The organism is Lysinibacillus sp. BS3 (assembly GCF_039614735.1).
Lineage (GTDB): Bacteria > Bacillota > Bacilli > Bacillales_A > Planococcaceae > Lysinibacillus > Lysinibacillus capsici.
In genome coordinates this window covers 2,961,536-2,984,953 of sequence record NZ_CP154860.1, presented here as the reverse complement: position 1 = coordinate 2,984,953, position 23,418 = coordinate 2,961,536, and the positions used below count along the sequence as shown (strand labels likewise).

At 32.2% G+C, this 23,418-nt stretch carries 15 protein-coding genes and 2 pseudogenes; 5 read left to right on the top strand and 12 right to left on the bottom strand.

Going from position 1 to position 23,418, the window contains the following annotated elements; genetic code table 11:
• Positions 1–377: 377 nt before the first annotated feature.
• Positions 378–632 (top strand): GlsB/YeaQ/YmgE family stress response membrane protein, encoded by a 255-nt coding sequence (locus tag AAJG31_RS14680; RefSeq protein ID WP_279493405.1) that lies wholly within the window; start codon positions 378–380, stop codon positions 630–632.
• 248 nt (positions 633–880) lie between these two features.
• Here AAJG31_RS14680 and AAJG31_RS14675 read toward each other — a convergent pair whose 3' ends face one another.
• The 7 genes from AAJG31_RS14675 to AAJG31_RS14645 all read right to left on the bottom strand — a co-directional run bounded on the left by AAJG31_RS14675 (position 881) and on the right by AAJG31_RS14645 (position 10,485).
• Positions 881–1,645: an SDR family oxidoreductase gene (locus tag AAJG31_RS14675; RefSeq protein ID WP_279493406.1), complete on the bottom strand. Its 765-nt coding sequence runs from the start codon at positions 1,643–1,645 to the stop codon at positions 881–883.
• A gap of 438 nt (positions 1,646–2,083) precedes the next feature.
• Positions 2,084–4,120: a TniQ family protein gene (locus AAJG31_RS14670; protein WP_345803550.1), complete on the bottom strand. Its 2,037-nt coding sequence runs from the start codon at positions 4,118–4,120 to the stop codon at positions 2,084–2,086.
• A 19-nt stretch (positions 4,121–4,139) separates the two neighbouring features.
• Complete coding sequence (locus tag AAJG31_RS14665) at positions 4,140–5,939, bottom strand: TniQ family protein (RefSeq protein ID WP_305193647.1); 1,800 nt, start codon at positions 5,937–5,939, stop codon at positions 4,140–4,142.
• Between the two features lie 62 nt (positions 5,940–6,001).
• Positions 6,002–6,904 (bottom strand): TniB family NTP-binding protein, encoded by a 903-nt coding sequence (locus AAJG31_RS14660; protein ID WP_279493410.1) that lies wholly within the window; start codon positions 6,902–6,904, stop codon positions 6,002–6,004.
• 12 nt (positions 6,905–6,916) lie between these two features.
• Positions 6,917–8,995, bottom strand: a complete 2,079-nt coding sequence (locus AAJG31_RS14655; protein ID WP_279493411.1) for a Mu transposase C-terminal domain-containing protein — start codon at positions 8,993–8,995, stop codon at positions 6,917–6,919.
• Complete coding sequence (locus AAJG31_RS14650; protein WP_279493412.1) at positions 8,985–9,746, bottom strand: hypothetical protein; 762 nt, start codon at positions 9,744–9,746, stop codon at positions 8,985–8,987. The genes AAJG31_RS14655 and AAJG31_RS14650 overlap by 11 nt, the downstream gene beginning before the upstream one ends.
• A 403-nt stretch (positions 9,747–10,149) precedes the next feature.
• A complete protein-coding gene (locus AAJG31_RS14645) occupies positions 10,150–10,485 on the bottom strand; it encodes an XRE family transcriptional regulator (protein ID WP_279493413.1) in 336 nt (111 codons plus the stop codon).
• Positions 10,486–10,972: 487 nt separating this feature from the next.
• Between AAJG31_RS14645 and AAJG31_RS14640 the strand changes: the two genes are divergently transcribed.
• Entirely contained in the window at positions 10,973–11,455 is a 483-nt protein-coding gene (locus AAJG31_RS14640; RefSeq protein WP_279493414.1) for a DUF2798 domain-containing protein, read from the top strand.
• A gap of 554 nt (positions 11,456–12,009) precedes the next feature.
• Positions 12,010–13,173, top strand: a complete 1,164-nt coding sequence (locus AAJG31_RS14635; protein ID WP_279493415.1) for a Ger(x)C family spore germination protein — start codon at positions 12,010–12,012, stop codon at positions 13,171–13,173.
• Between the two features lie 231 nt (positions 13,174–13,404).
• Here AAJG31_RS14635 and AAJG31_RS14630 read toward each other — a convergent pair whose 3' ends face one another.
• The 3 genes from AAJG31_RS14630 to AAJG31_RS14620 form a co-directional block, all read right to left on the bottom strand.
• Positions 13,405–15,585: an MMPL family transporter gene (locus AAJG31_RS14630; RefSeq protein WP_279496404.1), complete on the bottom strand. Its 2,181-nt coding sequence runs from the start codon at positions 15,583–15,585 to the stop codon at positions 13,405–13,407.
• A gap of 127 nt (positions 15,586–15,712) precedes the next feature.
• A complete protein-coding gene (locus AAJG31_RS14625; protein WP_279493416.1) occupies positions 15,713–16,357 on the bottom strand; it encodes a response regulator transcription factor in 645 nt (214 codons plus the stop codon).
• A 20-nt stretch (positions 16,358–16,377) separates the two neighbouring features.
• Positions 16,378–17,565, bottom strand: a complete 1,188-nt coding sequence (locus AAJG31_RS14620; protein ID WP_279493418.1) for a sensor histidine kinase — start codon at positions 17,563–17,565, stop codon at positions 16,378–16,380.
• Between the two features lie 197 nt (positions 17,566–17,762).
• Between AAJG31_RS14620 and AAJG31_RS14615 the strand changes: the two are divergent.
• Together AAJG31_RS14615 and AAJG31_RS14610 are read left to right on the top strand one after the other, a co-directional pair.
• Positions 17,763–18,547: pseudogene (locus AAJG31_RS14615) on the top strand (IS3 family transposase); the annotation flags it as partial.
• Positions 18,548–19,114: 567 nt separating this feature from the next.
• Positions 19,115–19,423, top strand: a pseudogene (locus AAJG31_RS14610) (integrase core domain-containing protein); the annotation flags it as partial.
• A 1,053-nt stretch (positions 19,424–20,476) separates the two neighbouring features.
• Here AAJG31_RS14610 and glmS read toward each other — a convergent pair.
• Together glmS and AAJG31_RS14600 are read right to left on the bottom strand one after the other, a co-directional pair.
• Positions 20,477–22,279: a glutamine--fructose-6-phosphate transaminase (isomerizing) gene (gene glmS / locus AAJG31_RS14605; protein ID WP_054549731.1), complete on the bottom strand. Its 1,803-nt coding sequence runs from the start codon at positions 22,277–22,279 to the stop codon at positions 20,477–20,479.
• Between the two features lie 595 nt (positions 22,280–22,874).
• Entirely contained in the window at positions 22,875–23,390 is a 516-nt protein-coding gene (locus tag AAJG31_RS14600; protein ID WP_054549732.1) for a type 1 glutamine amidotransferase domain-containing protein, read from the bottom strand.
• Positions 23,391–23,418: the final 28 nt, after the last annotated feature.

The window sequence follows — 23,418 nt, the reverse complement described above, 5'->3', positions numbered from 1 at the left end:
TGCATAAAATTCTTCCACCAAAATCGGTGGAAGGTTTATGTAAATCAATAATAAAATCTTATAGACACATCAGGAAAAGTCCTGTTGTTAATCCATGCTTATACGCTAAGTCTCCATTTTGTAATTCTTGGTCAAAATAAACTTGTGATTTGATATTGGATTTCGGCGTTCAGGATGAAAATAGAATAAACATGAATTTATTACTATCATTAAAATAAAGATGCTCCTCTTATTACAGAAATGCGCCAATGTCTGATATCTCCCTTGAAACTTCCCCTAATTTTTATTTTTTCCCTCCTTATAGTTTGAAAGAGTTCAAAAAAGGTTATAAAACACTATAACAAAATATTTAAAATACAAAATAGGAGATGGATAGTATGAGTTTCATTTGGTTTTTAATAATTGGCGGGCTTATCGGTTGGCTTGCAGGTATAATTTTGGGTAAAGATATCCCAGGTGGAATTATTGGTAATATTATTGCAGGTATTATCGGAGCATGGATTGGTGGTATGCTTCTTGGAAGTTGGGGTCCTAAAATTTCCGATTTCTATATCTTCCCTGCCCTCATTGGAGCAATTATACTAGTTTTCATTTTGAGTTTAATTATGAAATCATTGCGTAGTGCTTCGTAAGCTAAATAGATCTCTTAATCTATTACTATACGATTAAGTGAATCAGATGTAACCAATAATAAATGGTGACTGTGCTTATAACAAAAAAGCGGCCTTCCACATCATATCTGTGGAGGACCGCTTTTACTTTGTTTTTAATTAACTTAACAATCCTCCGCTCCGTGAATTCAAGAAGAACAGAACAGCCTATACAACAATAGCGCCTGATTGAGGAGGACTATGCCATACAAAGCTTGATAATTAATGTTCTATAGATGTGATCCTCCACTTGCATCGAGCAATTGACCAGTTACCCAACGGCTGTCTGATGAAGCAAGAAAGGCGGCAATATCTGCCACATCCCCGGGCTCTCCCCATCTGTTGAAAATTGAAAGACCAGCCGCATATTTTTGTCCATCAAGGTTTTTCAAAGTCTTAGCATTCATTTCTGTATTAATAATCCCAGGCTGGATGGCGTTTACCGTAATATTCCGGCTCCCTAGTTGTTTGGCTAGAAGACGCGTAAACGTGTCGATTGCACCTTTGGACATACTGTACGTGAAGACACTTGGTGAAGCTGCACGTGTCACAAAAGATGAAATATTAATAATACGCCCCCCATCTTTTAAACGTGGTAAAGCTTGCTGAGTAACAAAAAGTGGTGCTTTAACATTTATCTTCATTACCTCGTCAAATGATTCCTCTGTCGTCTCTTCTAAACTGATAATTTGACCAATTCCAGCATTGTTGACAAGAATATCGAATCCGCAACCGCCCATATATTCCCGAATAGTATCATCCAAAGTAGTAAATAAATCTTGAATACCATCTAGTGTACTAAGGTCAGCACCAATCGCCAAAGCATTTCCTCCGCTTTGTTCGATCTGGTGAACAACTGCTTCTGCCTCAGTACGTCTTTTCCCATAATGAACGACGACAAAGGCTCCCTCTTGTGCCAGACGCAATGCAATACTGCGGCCAATTCCTCGACTTGATCCTGTAACTAAAGCGATTTTGCCTGTTAACTTACCCATGCTTCCATCTCCTTGTTCAAACATAGTTAGATTACATAGAGAATTATATCAAGGGACATTATTTGAAATGTTGCTCTCCTATTCGGTTTCAAGGAGTGTTTCGTTATGGATAAAAACACCCCTTTAGAATAATAGTATCCAAAGGGGTAAAATGGTGTAATTTATTTACAAACGGTATGACTTTATTTAAAGTCACCAACACATTTGTGAATTATATTTAATGATGTCATATTTTTCACAGTAATCTTAAGAATTTTATAAGATGATAGTGACACTATTTATAATAACAATTGTCATATTCCTCTATTTCTATAATTTATGTTGTCATAAACTTTTCCAACTATTTTTTAATTATCTATTAAAGGGCGTTTTTTTGGTTTTTGTATCTCACTCATCAATGAGCATCCAAACTACTATCAAATTATTTGTTTAGAATCTTTAATCTCCTTCTAAGTCATCTAATGTGTGCCTTATCAATACATCAATTCCTTTATATACCCCTCGAGAGCTCTTTAAAGTCTTTTTGGTAACCCCTAAATATTCACTTAAAAGAGAGTAATCAACCCTACCATATTGATTATAAATATGAATTATTGCTTTTTCTAGGTTTGCCCTTCTTATTAACTTCTGTTCAGCTATATTCTCTTTCGCTGAATTTGAAATAAATTTTGCTATTTCTGGATAATTCCTTTTTAAAATTTTTTCAGATATTCCTAGAAATTTATATACTTCATGTACTAATATTGGTTCTTCATGAATTTTTTTATTCTTAATGTATCCATTTATTACTTCATATATATATTCTATTTCTTCTTTTTCTTTGTTTAATTTGTTACTCAATTTTGCCTCATTTATTTTTTTATTCAGGTTGTGGTACCGTAATGTACTTTCCGTTATATCTAAAATTGCTGCAACTTCTTTTACAGAGATCTGTATGTTACTTCGATCTAGGTGTTTAATAACTCGGTCCACTTCATTTCTCAATTTCTCCTCTTTTTCTTTGTTTGTTACTCGTGAATTTTCCTCCAAATATATATATTGCTGTACATCGGGATGCCAATAATAATAAAAAGTTGATAAAACGTCCCAGCCAAAAAGATTTGATGCTTGTTGTGTGAGTAATTCACTCTTTTTCCAAAAGGACTTCAATAAAGAAAAATTGTTTGTTAATTTGCTTTTACTTAAATCAACCACTCTATTTTCCAATTTTGAATTAGTATTACAAAACGGATTATATTGATAAATGTAACCTAAATAGAAATAAACTTTATTAGGATATATGTTAAGTTGCTGAATAATTTGTTTTTCAGAATAATCCTTTCTAAATAAACTATTAATTTTCTGTAATAAAGATTGAGAAATATTTGTTTCTTCCCATTTAGATAATTCTTTATTATAACCTACCTGTACCCAGCAATATGTGCATACACACATCGAGCTATATAAATATTCTTTTGGTACATACTTCCCTTTAGAGAATTTCATATCTACCATCCTATGAACGGTGCCATAAAATTCACACCATTCTGATTTGCATTCAATAACTTGAACTTTCTTATCTTGTGTCCTATTTAATAGTATCCTTATAAATGAGTTTGGTACTTTTAAACTCATTAAAGCACTTATTTCAATATTTAATTCTCTCAAAGTATTTAATATAAATCCTAATCTTAATGTACCATTAGATTTATTTCTCACAATTTCTAATAATCTTTTCACTTGTGAAGGAGAATAAAAGGGATGTTTCTTAGAATTTATCCGTACATTATTCGGAGTAGCTAAGAATAATAACAATACTGCAATTTTTCTATGTATTGGTTGAGATTCCTTTAATACATTTTTACTTATGAAACTTGTAATTTTAAATAAATTTTTCCAATCCCTATATATTCTAAATTGTTTGTTTTTTATATTAATATCCTGGATAGTCTCTTCTATTCCATCAAATAACAATTTATCACAAGAACTACACTTTAGATGTTCTAAATGGCCACTTCTTAGATATGGCTGTTCACTCCCACATCTGTAACATTTTGATTCTATTCTTGTAAAATGTTTATAACACATATGTATCTCTTTAACTTGCCATAAAAGTTGATATGCTTTATTTTCATTTAAACAACTTTTACAAAATCGACGGTTCTTGAGTTCTATTTCTTTCCCAAATATCATTTTTCCAGCTGCCCCAGGATAAAAAAAGCTAACTATTGGCTCAAAAGAATGTAATACCAATTCATTAGCTTTTATATTTAATAAAATTGACAAATCATTTAAATGAACAATATCACATGGAAATAAGTCAAACTTATAAAAGATATTCCTATCCACTTTATAAACTTCATGTTTCTTTACTAATTGCCATATTTCAGAGATACTGTTTATTGCATTTAAATTTGCTGTTCTAATGAGATAACTTGATAAAGATTCCCCTTCTATCAATTTAGGTCTGATTGTGAATGTTCTTCTAATCTCCATGAAATTCACCTCTTTAAAATCAGAATTTATAATTGTTAAATTTTTGTTCTTTATGATTGCCAAGTTTATCTGCTATAAACCTAGTTAATTCTTTATCCTTTCTCCATAAAACCGTTCTTTTTATTTGTAAGTATTCATATAATTCATACGAGGAGATATTTTCTGAGCAAGATTCATTAATATAAAGTTCTACTTTATTTTTTATTTCCTCTCTCAATTGTTGCAGCCTCAATTCCCTCTGTTTCTTTCTCACTTCTGCAATATACTTATTACCTCTCCAATTACGGATTGTTTCAGGAGAAACTTTTAATTTAATACTCACATTCTTTATTGTGATATCCTCATTTATCTCAAACATTTCTTCAACAGTATTTTTCACTCTTAAAAATTGTGAGTTATTGCTCAGATTATAATCTTTTTTATTAGAGCCATCTTCATCGTACAATTCATTTATTACGTCAATATGATATCTATAGACTAAAAAATCATTGTAGTTTTCCCATATTCTCCATTTTCTGATTTCTTTTAATCCTATTTCTCCTCTAATCCCATTAAGCATACTTTTTAATTTATTCATATCTATCCTAAACTCTTTAAAAAAGTAGCAATTATTAAATTGATTCCTGCTTATGAAATAACATATACATCTTTTTGTTTTATCAATAGACATTTTTAAAGTAGCACTAAGTTGTTTTAAATTACTTATAGATATATTTACAGTTATCAATTCATTGTAAGCATGAATAAAATATGTTCGTTCTACAAGTTGATCATCCACATTTAATGCATATTCACAGCCACACTTAGTACAAAGAAGGTAATACTTTAATTCTGTCCCATCTTGTTTCTTTTTTTTGCTGGTCCCAGTTTTAACTAAAGATCCTAATTTCCCAAAAGAAGAACACCAAGGAGCCATACATGAAACATAATCTATTTTCTTTTTAGTTTGGAGTCTCGTCATAAACTCATTCGGAACTTTTAGTTTAAGTAATTGCTTCAAACTATAGTTTTGTTCTTTTAAAATATTCAATACAATACCCAAGTGCAAATTTTTCCTACATCCATTTGTACCTCTTACATGCTGAAGCAAACTGGATAATGAAGCATGTTTGTTCAAATTTCTAGTAACTAACGTTCTATCTAAATCCAATTTAAATCCATTCAATAAATACAATAAATTAAGTGGCATATTATTAGTATGAATAGACTGAACCTTATCCCCCCATAAATACTCCCAAGACTTTATTAAATGAGTGTTTATTTCTACAAGTACTTTTTTATCAAGTATAGATTTGCAATTTTTTAAAGCAAAATTACAATGGGGGCAGAAACCCATTATACATACTTCCTTAAAGAGAATATCTTTATTGCAATTGTGACACCTATCTATAAGAAATTTATTATGTTTTAAACAGCCATTTACTCCTACTACTTTCCATAAAACCTTATAATAATTACTTTCCTTTAGACAATCTGGACAATAATATAGCTTTTTCCTAATTAAATCTGTAAAATTACGTACTCTAGAGAAATTTTCATCAGTAAATTTTCTTATCACTTTTAAAAATGTTTTATTTAGCAGTGGCTGTCTATCTAATTTACTTACCTCTGATATTTTTTTAATATTAAGAATTTTTAATGGGTAAAAATCAATTAAATCTATATCATCTTTTTGCAAATAGTGTGAATTACTGATATTAAAGCTGGAACAGAATTTTAAAATATCGATACCATTAGCATTAGCTAACCTAATTAGGAAACTAGATAATAATTCGTCCTCATAAGGACTAACTCTTATTGTTAAGAAAGTTGGCTTCAATAATAACCTCTCCAAAAGTTTTTTACACCATTCTTCCCTTTTGGTATAGGTATATACTTCTTTTAAAGTTTTTCATTTAGAATATCATCAATAAAATCTCCTTGTATTATTTTATAAGCTTCATCAAGTACGTATGGTGTTAAGGTTGCCTGATCGAAATTCATAAATGACTCTTGAAAAACTCCTAGCAAATCATATGCTTCCTGTATTATAGGTACCAAATAACCTACTTTTCCTTTACTTTGATAATGTAGTAATTGAGGTAGTCCTGATTTTACATCTCCCAGGCCAATTTTCTTTGGAAATCTCAACTGTTCTTCTATTCTATTTAAAAATGAACAAAATTCTTCATTACATTCTGTAAAACGATGTATAGAATGTGGACGATATCTTGATTTATACTGTTCATCTAGAGTTCTTAATTCTGCTGCTTCAGGGGTACCCATTAAGACTAATGTAACATTCGTTTTATTAGCCATATGTTTTACGGCGTCCATAGCCGTATTTTTGTTAATACCCGAGGTCTGTATATTATTTACTTCATCTATAATGACCATCTTCACTCTTTGCCTAGCTATTAAGTGATAAGCACGAACCTTCAAATCGTTTATCTTAGGTACTCCACCTAAACGTGGAGAGCCTAACGCATAAATTAGTTCATGATAAAACTCTAATAAGGTAAACGGATGAGGGGCTTCCATATAAATCACCGGCTTAATATCAATTTCTGTTCCGTCTTCTTCGGTTAAAGTATATCCTGGGTATCTTTGAATATAGTTCTCCGCCATTTTAGTTTTACCTACATTTGATGGTCCTGTAATAAAAAGATGTCTAGTTTTCCCTATCCTTTTAATATGTGAATCCATAACTTTATAAATTGACTCAGCATTAGGAAGATCTACATTTATATTTAAAACTCTATCAGCAAACTCTGAAAAAGAATTAGATGTTGAGTTAGATGCCATTTTTCCACCCCCTTAATTTTCTTCCGAGCTTTCATTGAAAATTTTTACTGCATTAGCCATAAGTTGTTCATAGGTTAGTTTATTATCCTTACTAATTTTTTCTTTTTTACTTATATTAGTTACCTCAACGTTCCATTCCATTCTTTCCAACTGTTGTCTCGTTCTTCTATTTGTTTTATACATTTTCTCAATATCTTTTTGAAGAGCTGCTTTTGCCTGAATAATTTGGTCATCTGTAGTAATTTTGTTCCTTTTTAATTCTCCTCTGTCTCTTAAAAACTTCAACAACAATGTATAAGTATAAGCATTCATCCCTTGGACAGTTTCATAAGGAGGATTAACAATATTGACCCTTACAAAGTTATCTTCATTTGGAGGTTTAATATATATGTAAGATATATCATCAATATCATACTTGACTCTATACTTTACCTCTCTTTTATCTATAAGATGTGATAATGAATTATCTTTATAGATACGGTTATCAATCCGAACACCGTCCCTCGTATACGGTTTATATAATGTTGGTAATAAGGAAATCTTAAATAATTCTTCATCTTCTGTTTCTATAAAATCAGGTAGCCCGCTTTTCTTTAACCCTTCATGAAAACGCGCCATTGGTGAATTACAATCTAATGGCAACCCTGTATGCTTTTGAAAATGATAAATATCTGTTATATACTTCGTTAGAATTTCTCTTATATTACCAATAGTCAATAAAGCATTTTCTGATGAATCATACTCTCCCTTGTGGAAAATATTACTTTTAGTTGTACCCTGTAAATTGTGTAGAACTTGAGTATTAAATGTACCAATCAATCTTTCAATAGTTCCCCCATATCTAGGCGTTGCAATTGGACGAAACCTAATATTCGATTTTAAAGTTTCATTCACTAACCGCTTAATAGCAAGATTATGAAATTCTGGACCGTTATCAAATTGTATATTGTGTGGAATACCAAAAATCTCCCAATCATTAAAAGTTCCATATTGCTCCTTCGTATTTTTAAATAGAGCTCCTTGCTGAATTGCTTTTCTAACTCTATTAGCAGAAGGGGGCTCAAATGAGATATACATACACCAAACCATCCTTGAATATACATCTATACCTAATGTTATCCACGGTCTCCCTGTTATTGCACCATTTTTTTCGTCAATAACCTCTATATCCATACGGGTATGATCAATTTCTACTAGATGAAGTGGATAAAGTGCTTCATTATTGGCAAAACCTCTATTTACTTCTTCATACTTATTTATTGACTTTGTTCCGAACCTCATTCTTTCAACTACTTTAGGTGAGATTCTTTCAAATATTTTATACATAGTCTCTGATTTTATAGGTGGAACTCCATTCATCGAACATTTTATATTAATTAAATCAATAATTTTCGCTTTACTTTTACGGTGAAGTGTCAAGTAATCACTTTCAATTACTTCTTTAATTATTGGTATATATTCATCACTCAAACGAATTTGAATTTGATCTAGTATCATCTCTGGGTGTTTTGGGTGATTGATTATTAAGGTTTTATTATCATTTCGAAATTTATAACCTGTTCCTGCATTTGATATTAATCCTTCGTCACCCAATGACGGATTCTCATGCGCAACTTTACGGTAATTTGATAAATATCTTTTTATTGTTCTGTCTGACACAGAGTATTTTATTGCTATTCTCTTTATTATTATTTCCTGTTTTATTTTCCCTGGATTCTCATTTTCATTTAATAAGTCATTATAGTTCTCAAGAAACTCTACATAAGATGGATAGTGATTTTGTTTTAATTTTTCTAGTACCAACAAAGGTCTAATAATTTTTAAGCGTTTTGATACTTCTTCTCTTTTCTTTTCATCTAAAGAATCTAAAATCGATAAATAAATATTATTGTCTTTTTCAATAGACTTTTTGATTGACTTTTCTGCATGAAAAGACGGATTTGTTATTAACTCAAAATAATTAATGGATATTGCATCTCCACTATTATTTTTCCTTTTTAAAGTAATGATAGGTGGATCAATTGCCAAAATTATATATGTCATACCATAATAATTTACTTCTCCATTTAATTTCAGCTCACTAATATTCAAATAACTCACCATCCAAATTAAGATATGGTAGTAGCTGTTCATTTAGCTTTTTTAACTTAACTTCACTATACTGATCAATCTCATTTGTAATCTTGATTTGTAAAACTCCTGTGGCTATAAGATGGTGGATTACTGGAATTACTAGTAGTGGGTTAACTTTAGGTGCAAAACTAGAGGCAAGTTCATCTATTGTTACAACCTCCATATATTCTACTCGATAAATTATTTCAGGTATCCATTCATCGAATCGCTTTCGCTTACGAATGGCTCCTTGTAAAAATTTAATATTATACAATATCTCTTGTGGTAGTTTCTTCGGATAAATAACTCTATATTTCCATTGCTTTTTAGCTGCGTATTCTTGACATATTTTATTTATAAAATCATGTTTTTTACTTTCCTGTGGATTCTCTTTGATTTGAAATAATGTTGGTTTAGATCCAATACCAAATACCAACACATCGGGAATATGAGTCCAGCTTTTTCTATCCCCTTCTTTTGAAAGATGAGGAATATTAATTTCTACTGGTTGTACATAATATCGCTCCACTTCTCTAGCTAGTTCTAAGAAAAAGTAAAATAAACATTCTCCAATTGATTCATACTCAATTGTCCTCCCCATCTTATTACTGTAAAAAGAACCAGTAATATGATGTATTTTCCAACTTAATTTATTGCTAACTTTTCTCTTTGGAAAATACTCAATTTCATTCTCTTTCCAAATCCCATTTAGTACATCTTTATCAAACATAGGACCTCCAGTATATTTATTTCACCATGTATTACCATTAATTGTATAACTTCTACTAAATTTGAATAAAAGGAGTAATAAGTTTATAATAATCCATTTTTATAATATTTAAAATATTCAAAATTAAAAATCCATTTTTGATTTATCGTTTGATGTAACTAAACTAATATATACGAGTGTGTGATGCTAAAACTAAGTAAAATCGAATAAAAACCATGTATTCCTCTTGTTTCTATAATTTTAGACTTACTGTAGGTACCTTCATAATTAATTTATCTCTTCAATAGTATTTGTATAAACCATTTTCAATCTTGACAATCCATATGCGATTCATTTTGTCCAGTTTTAACTTTCTTAAAATATATGAGTTTTTTCAAAACTACCTTATTAACTACATACACAATCATTTCGTCTGCTCTTTTAGTCCAAGATAATCATTAATAGCAAACAATAAAGAATCCAACTCTCTCTTCGAGCGTCGATTAGAAATACTACCAAGCAATTTAACAGTTAACTGATTTTCCATAATTACTTCTGACTTAACCAATTCTTTTGTTTTGATTCCCATTATCTTCGCAATCTGTTCGATACGTTCCGATTTTAGAATACGTTCTCCTTTTAACATATACTCTACATGGAATAAACTTACACCTAATTGTTCAGCTAACCATACAAATGATTTCTCTTCACTCTCTAACCATTTAATTACTTTGCCTATTACTAAATCGTTAGTTTTCATACATACTCCCGCCTTCCCATAAACTTGTTATATTTATCTTTATCCATAAAAAATGTGTGCATCTTAACTAAATCCCAATGGATTAAGTTAGTCGCCTTTTAATATTTCTACTAATTCATTCAAGTACTTTCAAAGTAATTTTGAAATTTCCTCATTTTATCAAGGAACATTATCAAGGAACAACCGGGTTATCAAAGAAGTGATTTCTTTAGACAAACTGAGGTACTGACATATTGTTTGAAAATATAAGTTATAACCTCTTCTTACTATCATTTTTTTCAGTATATATTCTTTTGATTAATCAGAAAATCTTTCTCAGTGAAATTGTTGCATTGCAGAAACTAACTAAACTTCAGCTCTTTTCATTTTTTCATTTTGTGTAGTAAAGATATATTTAAATTCCACAAAAGAACTTCACAAAATTGTCACTTACGAAATATTTCTAATATCTATATACTAACTCAAGTAACGGAAGGAGTGTTGACATATGCCAACTACTAGAAAAGAAAGTCTCTATTTTGGATTAATAATGTGTTTTGGAATGGTACTTTTTATGACTTTTTATAATTTTTATCTTAATGATACATTTGGGCATATATCATTGTTAGGCGGAATTACTGATTTTTTAATAGGCTTTATTGTTGCTATAATTCTTGACTTGTATCTAGTAGGACCTATAGCTAAAAAAATAGCTTTCAAATTAACAGCAAATACATCAAATGTTCTATTTAAGGTTCTAACAATATCTACATGCATGGTTATTGGAATGGCTTTTTTTATGTCCATCTATGGTTTGTTAACAAGTTATCTTCACAATGGTTTGTATTCCAATTCGGTTCTCAATCAATTCCTTTCTGTATTTGGTAGGAATTTTATTGTAGCCTTGCCTTTGCAAATTATTATTATTGGTCCAATTGTACGCTTCCTATTTACTAAGTTTATAAAAACTTCTCAAAATAACTTAGTATAAAAAAATTAAGTTGAGCCAGCTATAATAGTTAAATTCAACAATTGAGATTTATTCTTTTGGGTTACTTTTTACTGAATAAGTTTTCGAGAGTATAAAGATCAATGCAACCACATAAATTCTTCAAACAAAATCTCAAGGTAAGAAAACTACCCAACCTTACTTAAATTAGTATTCTTTTTATTTTCAAATTTGATTCTACTTGAAAGCCATTATTGTAAAAGGGTTATAGTTGAAATAATTTTATAGCCAATCGTAAAAACTGTAGTTTGATACAAAACAAGATTTAATTTTCTCCTCATGCCTAAGCTAAACACCTAGAGACAATCAGTTTAAAATCATAACTTAATATACGGTTCATAGGAATTTATTTCTTAATTAAAATAGGTGAACATATATAAAATTATTAAAAATAGCACATAAGATATAATGTTCCAGTTCATAATGAGTTTCTTTTATCTTCCTACGATCACTTCTATATAAGGAGTGATCGTTTTGTTTAAATCGCTTTTTTTTGCACATAATTGAATCAATAGTATCAAAAAGTAGGCGAAAAAATGATAAAAAAATGTATAGTGTTTCCTCTTTTCGTTTTCCTCATATTCCTTTTATCAGGATGTTGGGATGCAACAGAACCTCAACGTATGTATTATGTTAACGCTGTGGGTGTCGACTACGAAGATAATAAATACAAAGTTTACTTACAAATCATTAACTTTGCTGATGTAGCTAAAACAGAGGTACCCACTGGTAATGTTGCTCCAGCTGAAGTTGGTTATGCAGATGGAAAAACGGTTGAAGAAGCTATTTATAAATTATATCGATCTGCCGATCAAGAAATATTTTGGGGGCATATAAGGTATCTCCTTTTTTCAGAACGCGCTCTAAAGAATGAGAGAAGTATTCCTGTTATTGATACATTCATTCGTTTTCGGGAAACTAGATATAACATATGGGTTTTTAGTACAAAAGATTCTATTAAAGATGTGTTGTTAATCACACCTATCTTAAGAAATTCTTTAACTTCTTCGAAATTAAGCAATCCAATCAATACTACAGAACAAGAATCTTTTATTGATCCGGTAAACCTTCGGGATTTAATGATTGGACTGAATGAACCAAGTCACGAAATAAGTATACCTTATGTATCAGTAATGAATAATTGGGAAGATACTGATGGACCTACTGAAGAAACCACTTTTGCAGGTATCGGAATCCTTTCAAAAGATGGTATCAAGGGATTTATAAAAGATTCTAATGCAAGAGGTAACCAATGGATGCATGATGAGACAAATAGAGGTGAAGTTACAATTAAATTAGACGGTGAAGAAAGAGATTATCTTACAGTAGACTTAGACAAGTTAACTGTTGAAGTTAAGCCTCTTGTAAAGAATAGTGATTCAATAAAATTTAATATAGACATACATGTACATGCTACTCTTAATGGATTTAAAGGAACCATTACCACGCAAGAAATAAGGAAAAAAATAGTGGAGCAGGTAAAAAAAGAAGTGCTTGAAACTTATGAAGAAGGCTTGAAAATGGATGCTGATGTATACCGATTGTCAGAGTACCTTTATCGAAGTAACGTTAAAATGTGGAAGAAAATCGAAATGGATGGAAAGATACCTTTAACAACAGAGTCAATCAATGAAATAAATATTCACGTTGGTAAGATTAATCCTGGAAGAAAAACTTATGTGGAAACGATTACTGAATAATCGAGATTGGGACCTTAAAGCCGAGTAATCTCTAAATTAACATAACATCATCACTAGAGAAACCAAACTATTCGGAAACACTTTGTGAGCGTTTTAATGAATAGTTCGGTTTCTAATAACTACCAGTCTCATAGTCATCAGACACAAAGATACATTTTTTATTTTATATTGATTGTATTTTTTAGGCCCTTAAATACCTTTGATGACTCCAACAGATAAAATGATATAATTTTATATAGTTTTATCTCTATTTTTATTTATTTCTTCTATTAGCGTTGTACCTTCAATATCAATATTCGGAATTATTTTATCTAATGACTTTGGTAAATACCAAGCTGATTTACCCATCAATATCATCACAGCAGGTACAATTGTTAATCTGACAACAAATGCATCAAATATAATACCGAATGTAAGGGCAAAGCCCATTGATTTTATGATAGGATCTGGTGCGAGCATAAACCCTGTAAAAACAGAAATCATTATTAAACCCGCAGCGGTCACTACACTAGAACTATCCTTAATTCCTACTAAAACAGCTTTTTGTGCATCACCAGAATGTACATACTCTTCGCGCATTCGACTAACTAAAAATACTTCATAGTCCATAGCTAAACCAAACAATATACCAATGACGATTACGGGTAAAAAGGCAAGTACCGGACTTGCAGTAGGGAATCCAAATAGGTCTATTAGATTTCCGTCTTGAACAACAAACACAACAAACCCTAATGTTGCACCTAAGGAGAGTAAAAAACCTAATACAGCTTTTAAAGGGACTAAAATTGATCTAAACACAATTACCAAAAGAATAAATGCGAACAAAACAATAATTGTTGCAAAAATAGGTAAAGAGTCATTCAATTTTTCTGAGATATCAATATTTACAGCTGTCTGTCCAGTTACCTTCAGACTGACATCATCAGATATTTCTGTATTATTAGGTATATTTCTAATCTCGCGTACCAAGTCTTTAGTGCTACTATCATTTGGTCCCGTTTTAGGAGTTACGGATAGCATATAGTATTTCTTATTTGGACTAGGAATAGGTGGAGAAATATATTTAACATTGTCTATTTTTTCAATTTCCTTTGAAACTACTAATAATTCTTCTTCATTTTTTAAATCTTCTGCTTTTAATAAAACAATTAATGATGCATGATATCCTGGACCATATCCCTCTGAAAGTAAGTCATAGGCTCTTCTCTCAATGGTATCTTCGGATTTAGTCCCGTTATCAGGTAATCCCAATTCCATATGAAAAAATGGTGTACTTAAAACCAGAAGTAATACAATTCCAATGATTGTCACTATTAATGGTCGCTTAGTAACGATATCCCACCAAGTATTTGACTTGTTCTTTCTACTAGTGAGTTTCTTTAAAAATGTATTTTTACGATTAGGACCAATTTTATGTCCCATAATTCCCAATATTGCTGGGACTAAAATGATTGCCACAAGTATGGCTAATAATACACATACAGCTGCTGTTAATCCCATCATAGTTAGGAAAGGTATTTGAGCTACAGCTAAACCTAAAAGGGCTATTATTACAGTGACTCCCGCAAATAATACAGCACTTCCAGCAGTGCCATTTGCGATTGCTGCTGCATCTTCTACATTATGCCCTGCAGCTAGCTCTTGTCTAAATCTAGAGATAATAAATAAAGAATAGTCAATACCAACTGCTAAACCAAGCATCGCTGCTAATGACATCGAAAAAGATGGTATATCGAAATAATTAGTCCCGATAATAACTAACAGTAGTCCTATACCTAGACCTATCGCAGAAGTTAAAATAGGCATACCAGCTGCTAAAAATGAGGTAAATGTAATAGCTAAAACTAAAAATGCAATTACTACTCCTATAACCTCTGTTACTCCTCCAATTTCTAATTCCGAAAAGGTAACATTTCCAGCTAATTCAGTTTGTATACCTGCATTATTTGTAATCGCTATTTTTTGAATAATCTTTGCTTTAGATTTCTCCGATACTTCTTCAGGTGGCGAATTAAAAGAAACAACTGCATAACCAATTGTTTTATCTTCACTTAGATTGCCTAATTCTAAGGGCGAAGCAACAGATATAATTTTTTTATCTTTTTTAACCTCGTCAAGTAATTCAGTTATTTTTTCATTAACAGTATCTGATTCTAAAGTTTCTCCCTTTGGTGCCTTAAATACAAGATTTATAGCTCCTGGTGAAGCTTCATCTTTGTTTGAAAATTCCTTTTCAAGTATTTCACCAGCAGTTGCTGATTCTGTATTTGGAATAGATATTTCTTCATTAAAAGCAGGTCCAACAATTAATGCGAGCAATGCTACTATCAATAGGGTAACAATAGCTCCTCCCATAACTCTATTCTTGTGATTAACTGCCCATCTACCAAGTTTAAACAAATACTTTGACATTTTTTCTCCTTCCACTACCACTACATTTTTTCTAACAAAGCTACTATCCTAGTTTAAACTGGATTGTAAATTAAAAAATCGTACATATGGGCATCATCCACATGTACGAATGGGCAAAACAAATATTTTATAAATGAAAAATGCCTTTTTCTAAAGCAATGGCAACTGCCTCCGTTCTTGAATTTACACCAAGTTTATTATATACATTAGTTAAATGTGCTTTCACTGTTCGTTCTGCAATCCCCATATCATGGGCTATCTCCCTACTCTTGAATCCTCTTGCAATAGCCTGTAATATAAAAATTTCTTTTTCCGTTAAATTAGCTGCACCATTTTTATAATTGGATGTATGATTTCTCTTAAATTTCATTAATTTATTTATAATATCTGGTTGTAATAATGTCTCGCCTCTTATAGCAGATTCTAATGTTCTAAATAAATTATCTCTACTGGTATCTTTTAACAGATAACCTTTTGCACCTAATTCAATACCTTTTACCATTAGATCATCCTCATTATAGGTAGTTAAAATGATAACAGGTATCGAAATGTTTTTTTCATTCATTCTTTCCAACGTTGTTAAACCATCCATAAGGGGCATTTTTAAATCTAATAATATAACATCAACCATATTTTTTTCTAAAAATTCAAGTGCTATTTTACCGTTTTCTGCTTCTGCTACAACTTCGAAAATATCTTCTGTTTCTAGAATTAGTTTTAAACCTTCCCTAACAACGAAATGATCATCTACAACCAATACTTTGTATGCCAAATTCTACCCCTTCTTTCACATTATAATTGAATGGTGAAGAGTACTTTAGTTCCCCCATCGATTTTACTTTCAATTGTAAGTTCCCCACCAATTAATTTAGCTCGCTCATACAACCCTAAAAGCCCGTATTTCCCTCTTTGATTCTTCTCTTTTTCAATCGAAAATCCTATCCCATTATCCAACACTTCCATCAATAATCTATTGTCTACTACATATATTTTTATAGTTACTGTAGTGGCCTTAGAGTGTTTCATAATATTTGTTAAGCACTCACTTAGAATAAATATAATTTCTTCCACTACCAAAATAGGTAATGAAGGGATGATGTCAACTTTACATTCTACAGTAATTGGTGATAATTCTTTAAACTTAGTGACTTCATATAAAACGAAATCTTTTAAATTAGATTGGATACTCTCTTTAGAACGAAGGTTATCGATGGCTATTCTAGCATCATTTAAAGTCTGTCGAGCCTGAATTAAAGAGTTATCTACAATTTCTTTTGATCTATTTAAATTTCCTTTTTGTATATAGGCATCAATTGCCTCTAACTGCATAATTAAACCGACTAAACCTTGAGCCAAAGTATCATGTAAGTCTCTAGCCATACGTTGTCTTTCATTGGCTAAAGTTAATTCTTCCACTTTCATTAAGGCTACCTCAAGTTGATCTAGATAAAATTCTGTCCGGACTCTAGCATTTAACTGCTTATTATATATTACATAATAAAAAATCACGGTTATAAGTATAAAAAAGAATAAAGGAATATAAATTGTTAATTCTTCTATACCATAATTAATCCAAATAGCTAAGCAATATAATAAATAAGATGGGGTAAATACAATGAATACTTTTATTTTACTATTAAAAATAGTAATACTTTGTGCTATTAAAATGGGGAAAAAACCAATCAAGACAATAAATGAACCTTTGGGAATAAGAAGAGCAGCAGCAAATACAATTAACATTTGTATAAAAAAATAGAACCATTTACGTTTCTTACTGAGTTTTTCAGAAAAATTATATAATAATAGATGAATGCCAATAAGAGTACAAAATAAAAAACTAGGTATAAAAATCACTTGTTGAACATTTTGCACTATTAAAGCTCCAATACATACTGAACTCGCCCAAAAGATAAGAGCAATACCTGAGTCTGTAAGTTTAGACAAAAACAAATCTATAAGCTTAGTTATTTTTAAATACATCCATAATAACCACCTTTTAATTTATATTATATACTACTAGTATTATTGCTTACCTTCCCTTTCATGCATGTACTTTAGTGATGTATTTGTTTGGTTATCCGCATTTAACAAAATATATTATTGAATGTAGAATAGAGCCATGGACACACTCTGGTTAAGTTAGTATCATTATAACCAAGAGAGGACGTGTCTTTTTTATGAGTCAAAAACGATACAATCAAGAATTTAAACAAACTGTAGTAGAGCTTTATCACTCTGGTACATCGGTCAGTCAACTGTCTAGCGAATATGGTGTCTCTGAAGTAACTATTTATAAATGGATTAAGTTACACTCCCCAATTGAAGGTGTAGAAGAATTAACTGCAGCAGAAGTTTCTTCGATCCAAAAAGAAAATCTTCGATTAAAGCAGGAGATTGAAATCTTAAAAAAGGCTATGACCATATTCGCGAAAAAGTAACAGAACAAGAACTCATTGACCATATTGAAAACGAAAGCGAACATTATCCTATTCAACTAATGTGTCGCGTTTTAAAGATACCCAAAAGTACGTATTACCAGTCTTTCCACAAGAAACCTAGTGTCTATGAAGTTGAAAATCAAACAATTACGGTGCGTATTTGTGCCATTCATAAAGAAAGTGATGGACGATATGGTGCACCAAAAATCCATGCACAGTTACTCAAGGAAGGCGTGAAAGTTAGTATTAAACGTGTACAGCGACTTATGAAAAAAGCTGGTATTCGCTCGAACATCACAAAAAAGTACCGTCCGACGCCAACACAAAAGCCTGTGGAAGAACGTGAAAACGTACTTGAACAGGACTTCCAAACAACGACGATTAATGAAAAGTGGGTAGCCGATATTACGTATATCCATACGATCCGCGATGGATGGTGCTACTTGGCGTCGGTTCTTGATTTACATACGAAGAAAATTGTAGGGTATAAATTTGGACGAAAAATGACCGTAGATTTGGTCGTTGTGTTCACACATAAAAATCTTTGTCCATCATTTCCTCCTGCCTTTCCCCTTTCAAACCCTTGTCCTGCTTAAGCTCATGCCTTTCTCCATCTTCTGGAATAGAAAAAAGTTTGTCCTGCCTTTCCCCCACTTTTGCTCAAACTTGTACCGAATTTTCATAGTCGCAGACATAAAAAACTTTGTCCAAAAATCAAGTATTTCTCCTTCTTTTTCTCCCGCTTTTCTCCTGCCATTCTTCTATTTCTCCTGCATTTTCCCCTGCCTTTTTCCGCTCCTTTTCTCATGCTTTCTTTCTTGAAATCCCTTATTTTTCAAGCTATTTCATGCTTTTAATCAAACGTTTAATTACATCGGCTGACGTACCAACGGTACGTATCCTTGCTTTTTCTCCTGCTTTTTTCATGCAAAAAAGACCGAAGGGCGACCAGGCTTTCACCCTAATTTCCCTTCAGTCTTGACCAAACTTTTTTATTTAAGGACATACATTATTGTGTAAACCCAAAGTTTTTTAGGTGTGTACACGTTGATGCATTGGATCACACTGTACAAGCACAAAATCCAGCGCCAGGATTGATTATCCATACCGATTTAGGTACGCAATATACGAGTGAAACATTTCAAAAAAAACTAAAAAAACACGAAATGATTCCGTCGTTCAGCCGTAAAGGTTGCCCATACGATAACGCCTGTATCGAGTCTTTTCATGCGACATTGAAAAAAGAAGAAGTCTATCGAACGCGCTATGAAAATTATGAAACAGCTAGAGTCGCGCTATTTAAATATATTGAAGGTTGGTATAATCGCAAACGCATTCATGGTGCAATAGGCTTATTAACGCCCGAAGAATGCGAAAGAATATGCCGAACTACAGCATAAAACAGTGGGATTCAAGCAATCTACCCCTTCCTATTTGGGGCGCAACCTCCATGGATTTCTCGCTCTACATCCCGTGTAGTCTGTCAAAGGCTCTTTTCACTTTGACTGGCTACACGGGATGTGGAACACTCCATAAATGGTGGTTGCCACAAAACAAAACTTAACTTTTATGTGTCCGGTATCTTGACATAGATCCATATTTATAGCAACAGTTAAGGGTAATAAAAAATGAATATAGTTATGTAGTTGAAGAAGGAACTCTTCAGTCAACCTAATCGCACCGAAAAAAGAAGTATGTAAAGTTTAAACGTACATACACACTTAAGATGTCCTTCTCAATTTATATTCTCCTTTTTTATCCTCTAACTATGAAATAGTACTTGGTCATTTCTGTTACCTTTTGAATTAATTACATCAAATAATTTAATTTCTTGCTCTTCATCTAAATATTTAAAGGCAAAAAGAACATTTGATAATATTGAATTTCGTACATTTCTTTTGAAGTTTTGATCAAACTCTTTTATAAAACGATCGAATTTAATTCCAAATCATTCCATTATTTTATACATTAGTCAGATCAACTTTCAAAACTACATAGACAACCTAAAGTTTTAAAAAACAAATGAAGAGCTGTTTAATCATATGTTATTGATTAAACAGCTCTTCATTTGAGTATAGTTAATATAAAATGTATTGAAATATAGTCACTTTTTTGTTGTTTAACAACCAAAATTTATATGTCTAGTTCCGGTTGTGTGACCCTCACAAAATGTTTATCTTTTATTGTACTTTTCCAGCTATTATGATCCTAATCATTTATAGCTGATAAATGACAATATTAGTTATAATAATTACATGAGTTTTCATACTTATTTTTAATCAATCGTACTATAAAAAGACAAATTGAATGAAATTTAAACCTTGATACAGCAGCATCAAAACTGTACCAAGGTTTGTTATAGTGTCAATTTATCTTATATTTATATGACAAATATAATTATAAAATATGACAGCATTAGTTATAACTCACAACATTAAATCTAATTTTTGTTCTTACTCAACAGTTACCGATTTAGCTAGGTTACGTGGTTTATCTACATCACAGCGGCGGTGAAGTGCAGCATAGTAGCTAATTAATTGTAAAGGTACTACTGATACAAGCGGTGTTAGTAATTCATGAACATGCGGAATGACTAAACGGTCGCCATCTTCATCAATGCCTGCCATCGCGATAATACATGGATATGCACCACGAGCTGCTACTTCTTTGACATTACCACGGATGTTTAATCCTACTGAAGCTTGTGTGACAAGCGCAAACACAGGTGTACCTTCTTCGATTAAGGCAATTGTTCCATGCTTCAGTTCTCCACCAGCAAAGCCTTCTGCTTGGATGTACGAAATTTCTTTTAGTTTTAAGGCACCTTCAAGGCTGACATAGAAGTCCATATTACGGCCAATGAAGAATGCGTTGCGTGCGATTTTTAAGTAATCTTCTGCAATGTCTTCTAGCACATCTTTTGAATCAATAATTGTTTGGATGCCATTAGCGGCAATCGCAAGCTCTTGTTTTAAATCAAATTCTAAGCCTTTGCCATTTGCCTTTGCTGTCACATAGGCTGCTAATGCAAGTACTGCTACTTGTGCCACATAAGCTTTTGTAGAAGCTACAGCAATTTCTGGACCTGCATGTAATAACAATGTATGGTCAGCTTCACGTGATAACGTAGAGCCAGGTACATTTGTGATCGTTAATGTTGGATAGCCCAACTCTTTAATTTTTACAAGTACTTGACGACTATCTGCTGTTTCTCCTGATTGTGTAATGAAGATAAATAATGGTCTTTCTGAAAGTAATGGCATGTTATAGCCAAATTCACTAGAAATATGCACTTCTACAGGGATACCGGCCATTTTTTCGAAATATTGTTTACCGATAAGACCCGCATGATAGCTTGTGCCCGCTGCAATAATATATAAACGATCTGCTGCTCGTAAAGCTTCTAAAATCTCCGCATCAATCGTTAAATCACCGTTGTCACCTTCATATGCTTGAATGATTTTACGAATAACTGTAGGCTGCTCATCCATTTCTTTTAACATATAGTGTGGATATGTGCCTTTTTCAATATCACTCATATCAAGCTCAGCAGTATATGGTGCACGCTCTACTACAGTACCATCTAATTTTGTAATTTCCACACTTGCTTTGTGTACGATAACTACCTCTTTATCGTGAAGCTCTACGTATTGATCTGTTACCTGTAGCATCGCCATTGCATCTGACGCAACAACATTGAAACCTTCACCAATTCCAACTAGAAGTGGTGATTTATTTTTTGCTACAAAGATTGTATCTGCTGCCTCTGCATCTAATAGTGCCAGTGCATAGGAGCCATGTAATAGAGATAATGTTTTACGGAAGGCGTCTGCAGTGCTTAGACCATCTTTCACAAATAACTCTACTAATTGCACAATAACCTCTGTATCTGTATCAGATTTCATTGGAATGCCTTTTAAATATGTTTTTTGCAATAAGTGATAGTTTTCAATAACCCCATTATGCACAAGTGTAAAGCGTCCTGATGCACTTTGATGTGGGTGAGCATTTAAACGATTTGGCACACCATGTGTTGCCCAACGTGTATGACCAATACCAATTTTCGCAGCAACATCTTCATCTACCGCTTCTCGTAAATCTGCAATACGCCCTTTTTCTTTGAAAACCGTTACGCCTTCTTCGTTACGTACTGCAATACCCGCTGAATCATAACCACGGTACTCTAGCTTTTCTAAGCCTTTTAATAGAATTTCCTTTGCATCTGATTCACCAATATATCCTACAATTCCACACATAATTCTCGTCCTCCGATAATGTCAATTTAACGCAATGACAAACTAGGCCTCATCCTATCGAATTTTTTTGAATGTACAGCGAAGCTTTATTTTTATAAAAAATAAAGCACTCCAATACACACAAGCTATTCAGCCAACTGAATAGAGACCTTCGATATGTGAAGCTTCATCTATTTATCTATTGCTTTTACAATACCTTCTCCATTTTCTGTACATTCAATCACTCAAATGCTTTCAAAATGGAAAATGACAATCGGGTATGTCGATTGGGAGGCATCCGCCGAATTTTCGATAAACCTCCACCTCGTCTGCTGAAGATCTTTTCGTCCGACTTCTTCAGCTCAGGCGCTATAATTGTTTTCCGATTTTACGCTTTCTTCCCTCCTTAGGCGTTCGTTAAAGGATAAGGTCGGACCTCATCTTCAACTTCTCCATCATACTCAATCATATGCTATCCGTCAAATTTTCGTTATAAAAAACACCTAGTCCTAAAGCTTTTTCGTGACAAATATGTAGACAAAGCGATACATAAGCACTTTGATAAGCATTGTAATAGAAATTAGGCACAAGCATTTAAAATGCTTGTGCCTATCCTTTATTTACTGTCTAATAATTTAACAATTTCTCTATTAAATGCAGGAAGATCATCTGGCGTTCTACTTGTTACAAGCTGTTTTTGACAGACAAATACTTCTTCATCATGGAAGATTGCCCCTGCATTTTCTAAATCCACTTGGATGGATTTATAACCTGTGGCGTCACGCCCATTTAATGTCTTTGCAGTAATAAGAAGTTGTGGTCCATGACAAATGGCAAAGGTAGGCTTCATTTCATCCATAAAGGACTTTGCAAATGCTACTATACGATCATCCGCACGTAATATATCGGGAGAAAAACCACCAGGAATAAATAATGCATCGTAATCTGTAGCTTTTACTTCATCAATGCCTTTATCAATTTTCACGGACTCTCCATGCTTACCCTTAACTTCCTTGCCTGCTTCGATATCAATTGTTACTAGCTGATGCCCAGCTGCTTCCAACGCTTCTTTAGGGCTTGTAAACTCAATGTCCTCAAACATATCTGTTATAACTGTAGCAATTTTAGCCATATCAATTAAACACTCCTTGTTATTGTGA

What these genes read in the sequence shown, in the direction of transcription:
- AAJG31_RS14635 (WP_279493415.1), top strand. Translation starts at nt 12,010, where the DNA reads ATGATAAAAAAATGTATAGTGTTTCCTCTTTTCGTTTTCCTCATATTC.
- AAJG31_RS14670 (WP_345803550.1), bottom strand. Translation starts at nt 4,120, where the DNA reads ATGGAGATTAGAAGAACATTCACAATCAGACCTAAATTGATAGAAGGG.
- AAJG31_RS14660 (WP_279493410.1), bottom strand. Translation starts at nt 6,904, where the DNA reads ATGGCATCTAACTCAACATCTAATTCTTTTTCAGAGTTTGCTGATAGA.
- AAJG31_RS14675 (WP_279493406.1), bottom strand. Translation starts at nt 1,645, where the DNA reads ATGGGTAAGTTAACAGGCAAAATCGCTTTAGTTACAGGATCAAGTCGA.
- AAJG31_RS14640 (WP_279493414.1), top strand. Translation starts at nt 10,973, where the DNA reads ATGCCAACTACTAGAAAAGAAAGTCTCTATTTTGGATTAATAATGTGT.
- AAJG31_RS14650 (WP_279493412.1), bottom strand. Translation starts at nt 9,746, where the DNA reads ATGTTTGATAAAGATGTACTAAATGGGATTTGGAAAGAGAATGAAATT.
- AAJG31_RS14680 (WP_279493405.1), top strand. Translation starts at nt 378, where the DNA reads ATGAGTTTCATTTGGTTTTTAATAATTGGCGGGCTTATCGGTTGGCTT.
- AAJG31_RS14600 (WP_054549732.1), bottom strand. Translation starts at nt 23,390, where the DNA reads ATGGCTAAAATTGCTACAGTTATAACAGATATGTTTGAGGACATTGAG.
- AAJG31_RS14630 (WP_279496404.1), bottom strand. Translation starts at nt 15,585, where the DNA reads ATGTCAAAGTATTTGTTTAAACTTGGTAGATGGGCAGTTAATCACAAG.
- glmS (WP_054549731.1), bottom strand. Translation starts at nt 22,279, where the DNA reads ATGTGTGGAATTGTAGGATATATTGGTGAATCAGATGCAAAGGAAATT.
- AAJG31_RS14645 (WP_279493413.1), bottom strand. Translation starts at nt 10,485, where the DNA reads ATGAAAACTAACGATTTAGTAATAGGCAAAGTAATTAAATGGTTAGAG.
- AAJG31_RS14620 (WP_279493418.1), bottom strand. Translation starts at nt 17,565, where the DNA reads ATGTATTTAAAAATAACTAAGCTTATAGATTTGTTTTTGTCTAAACTT.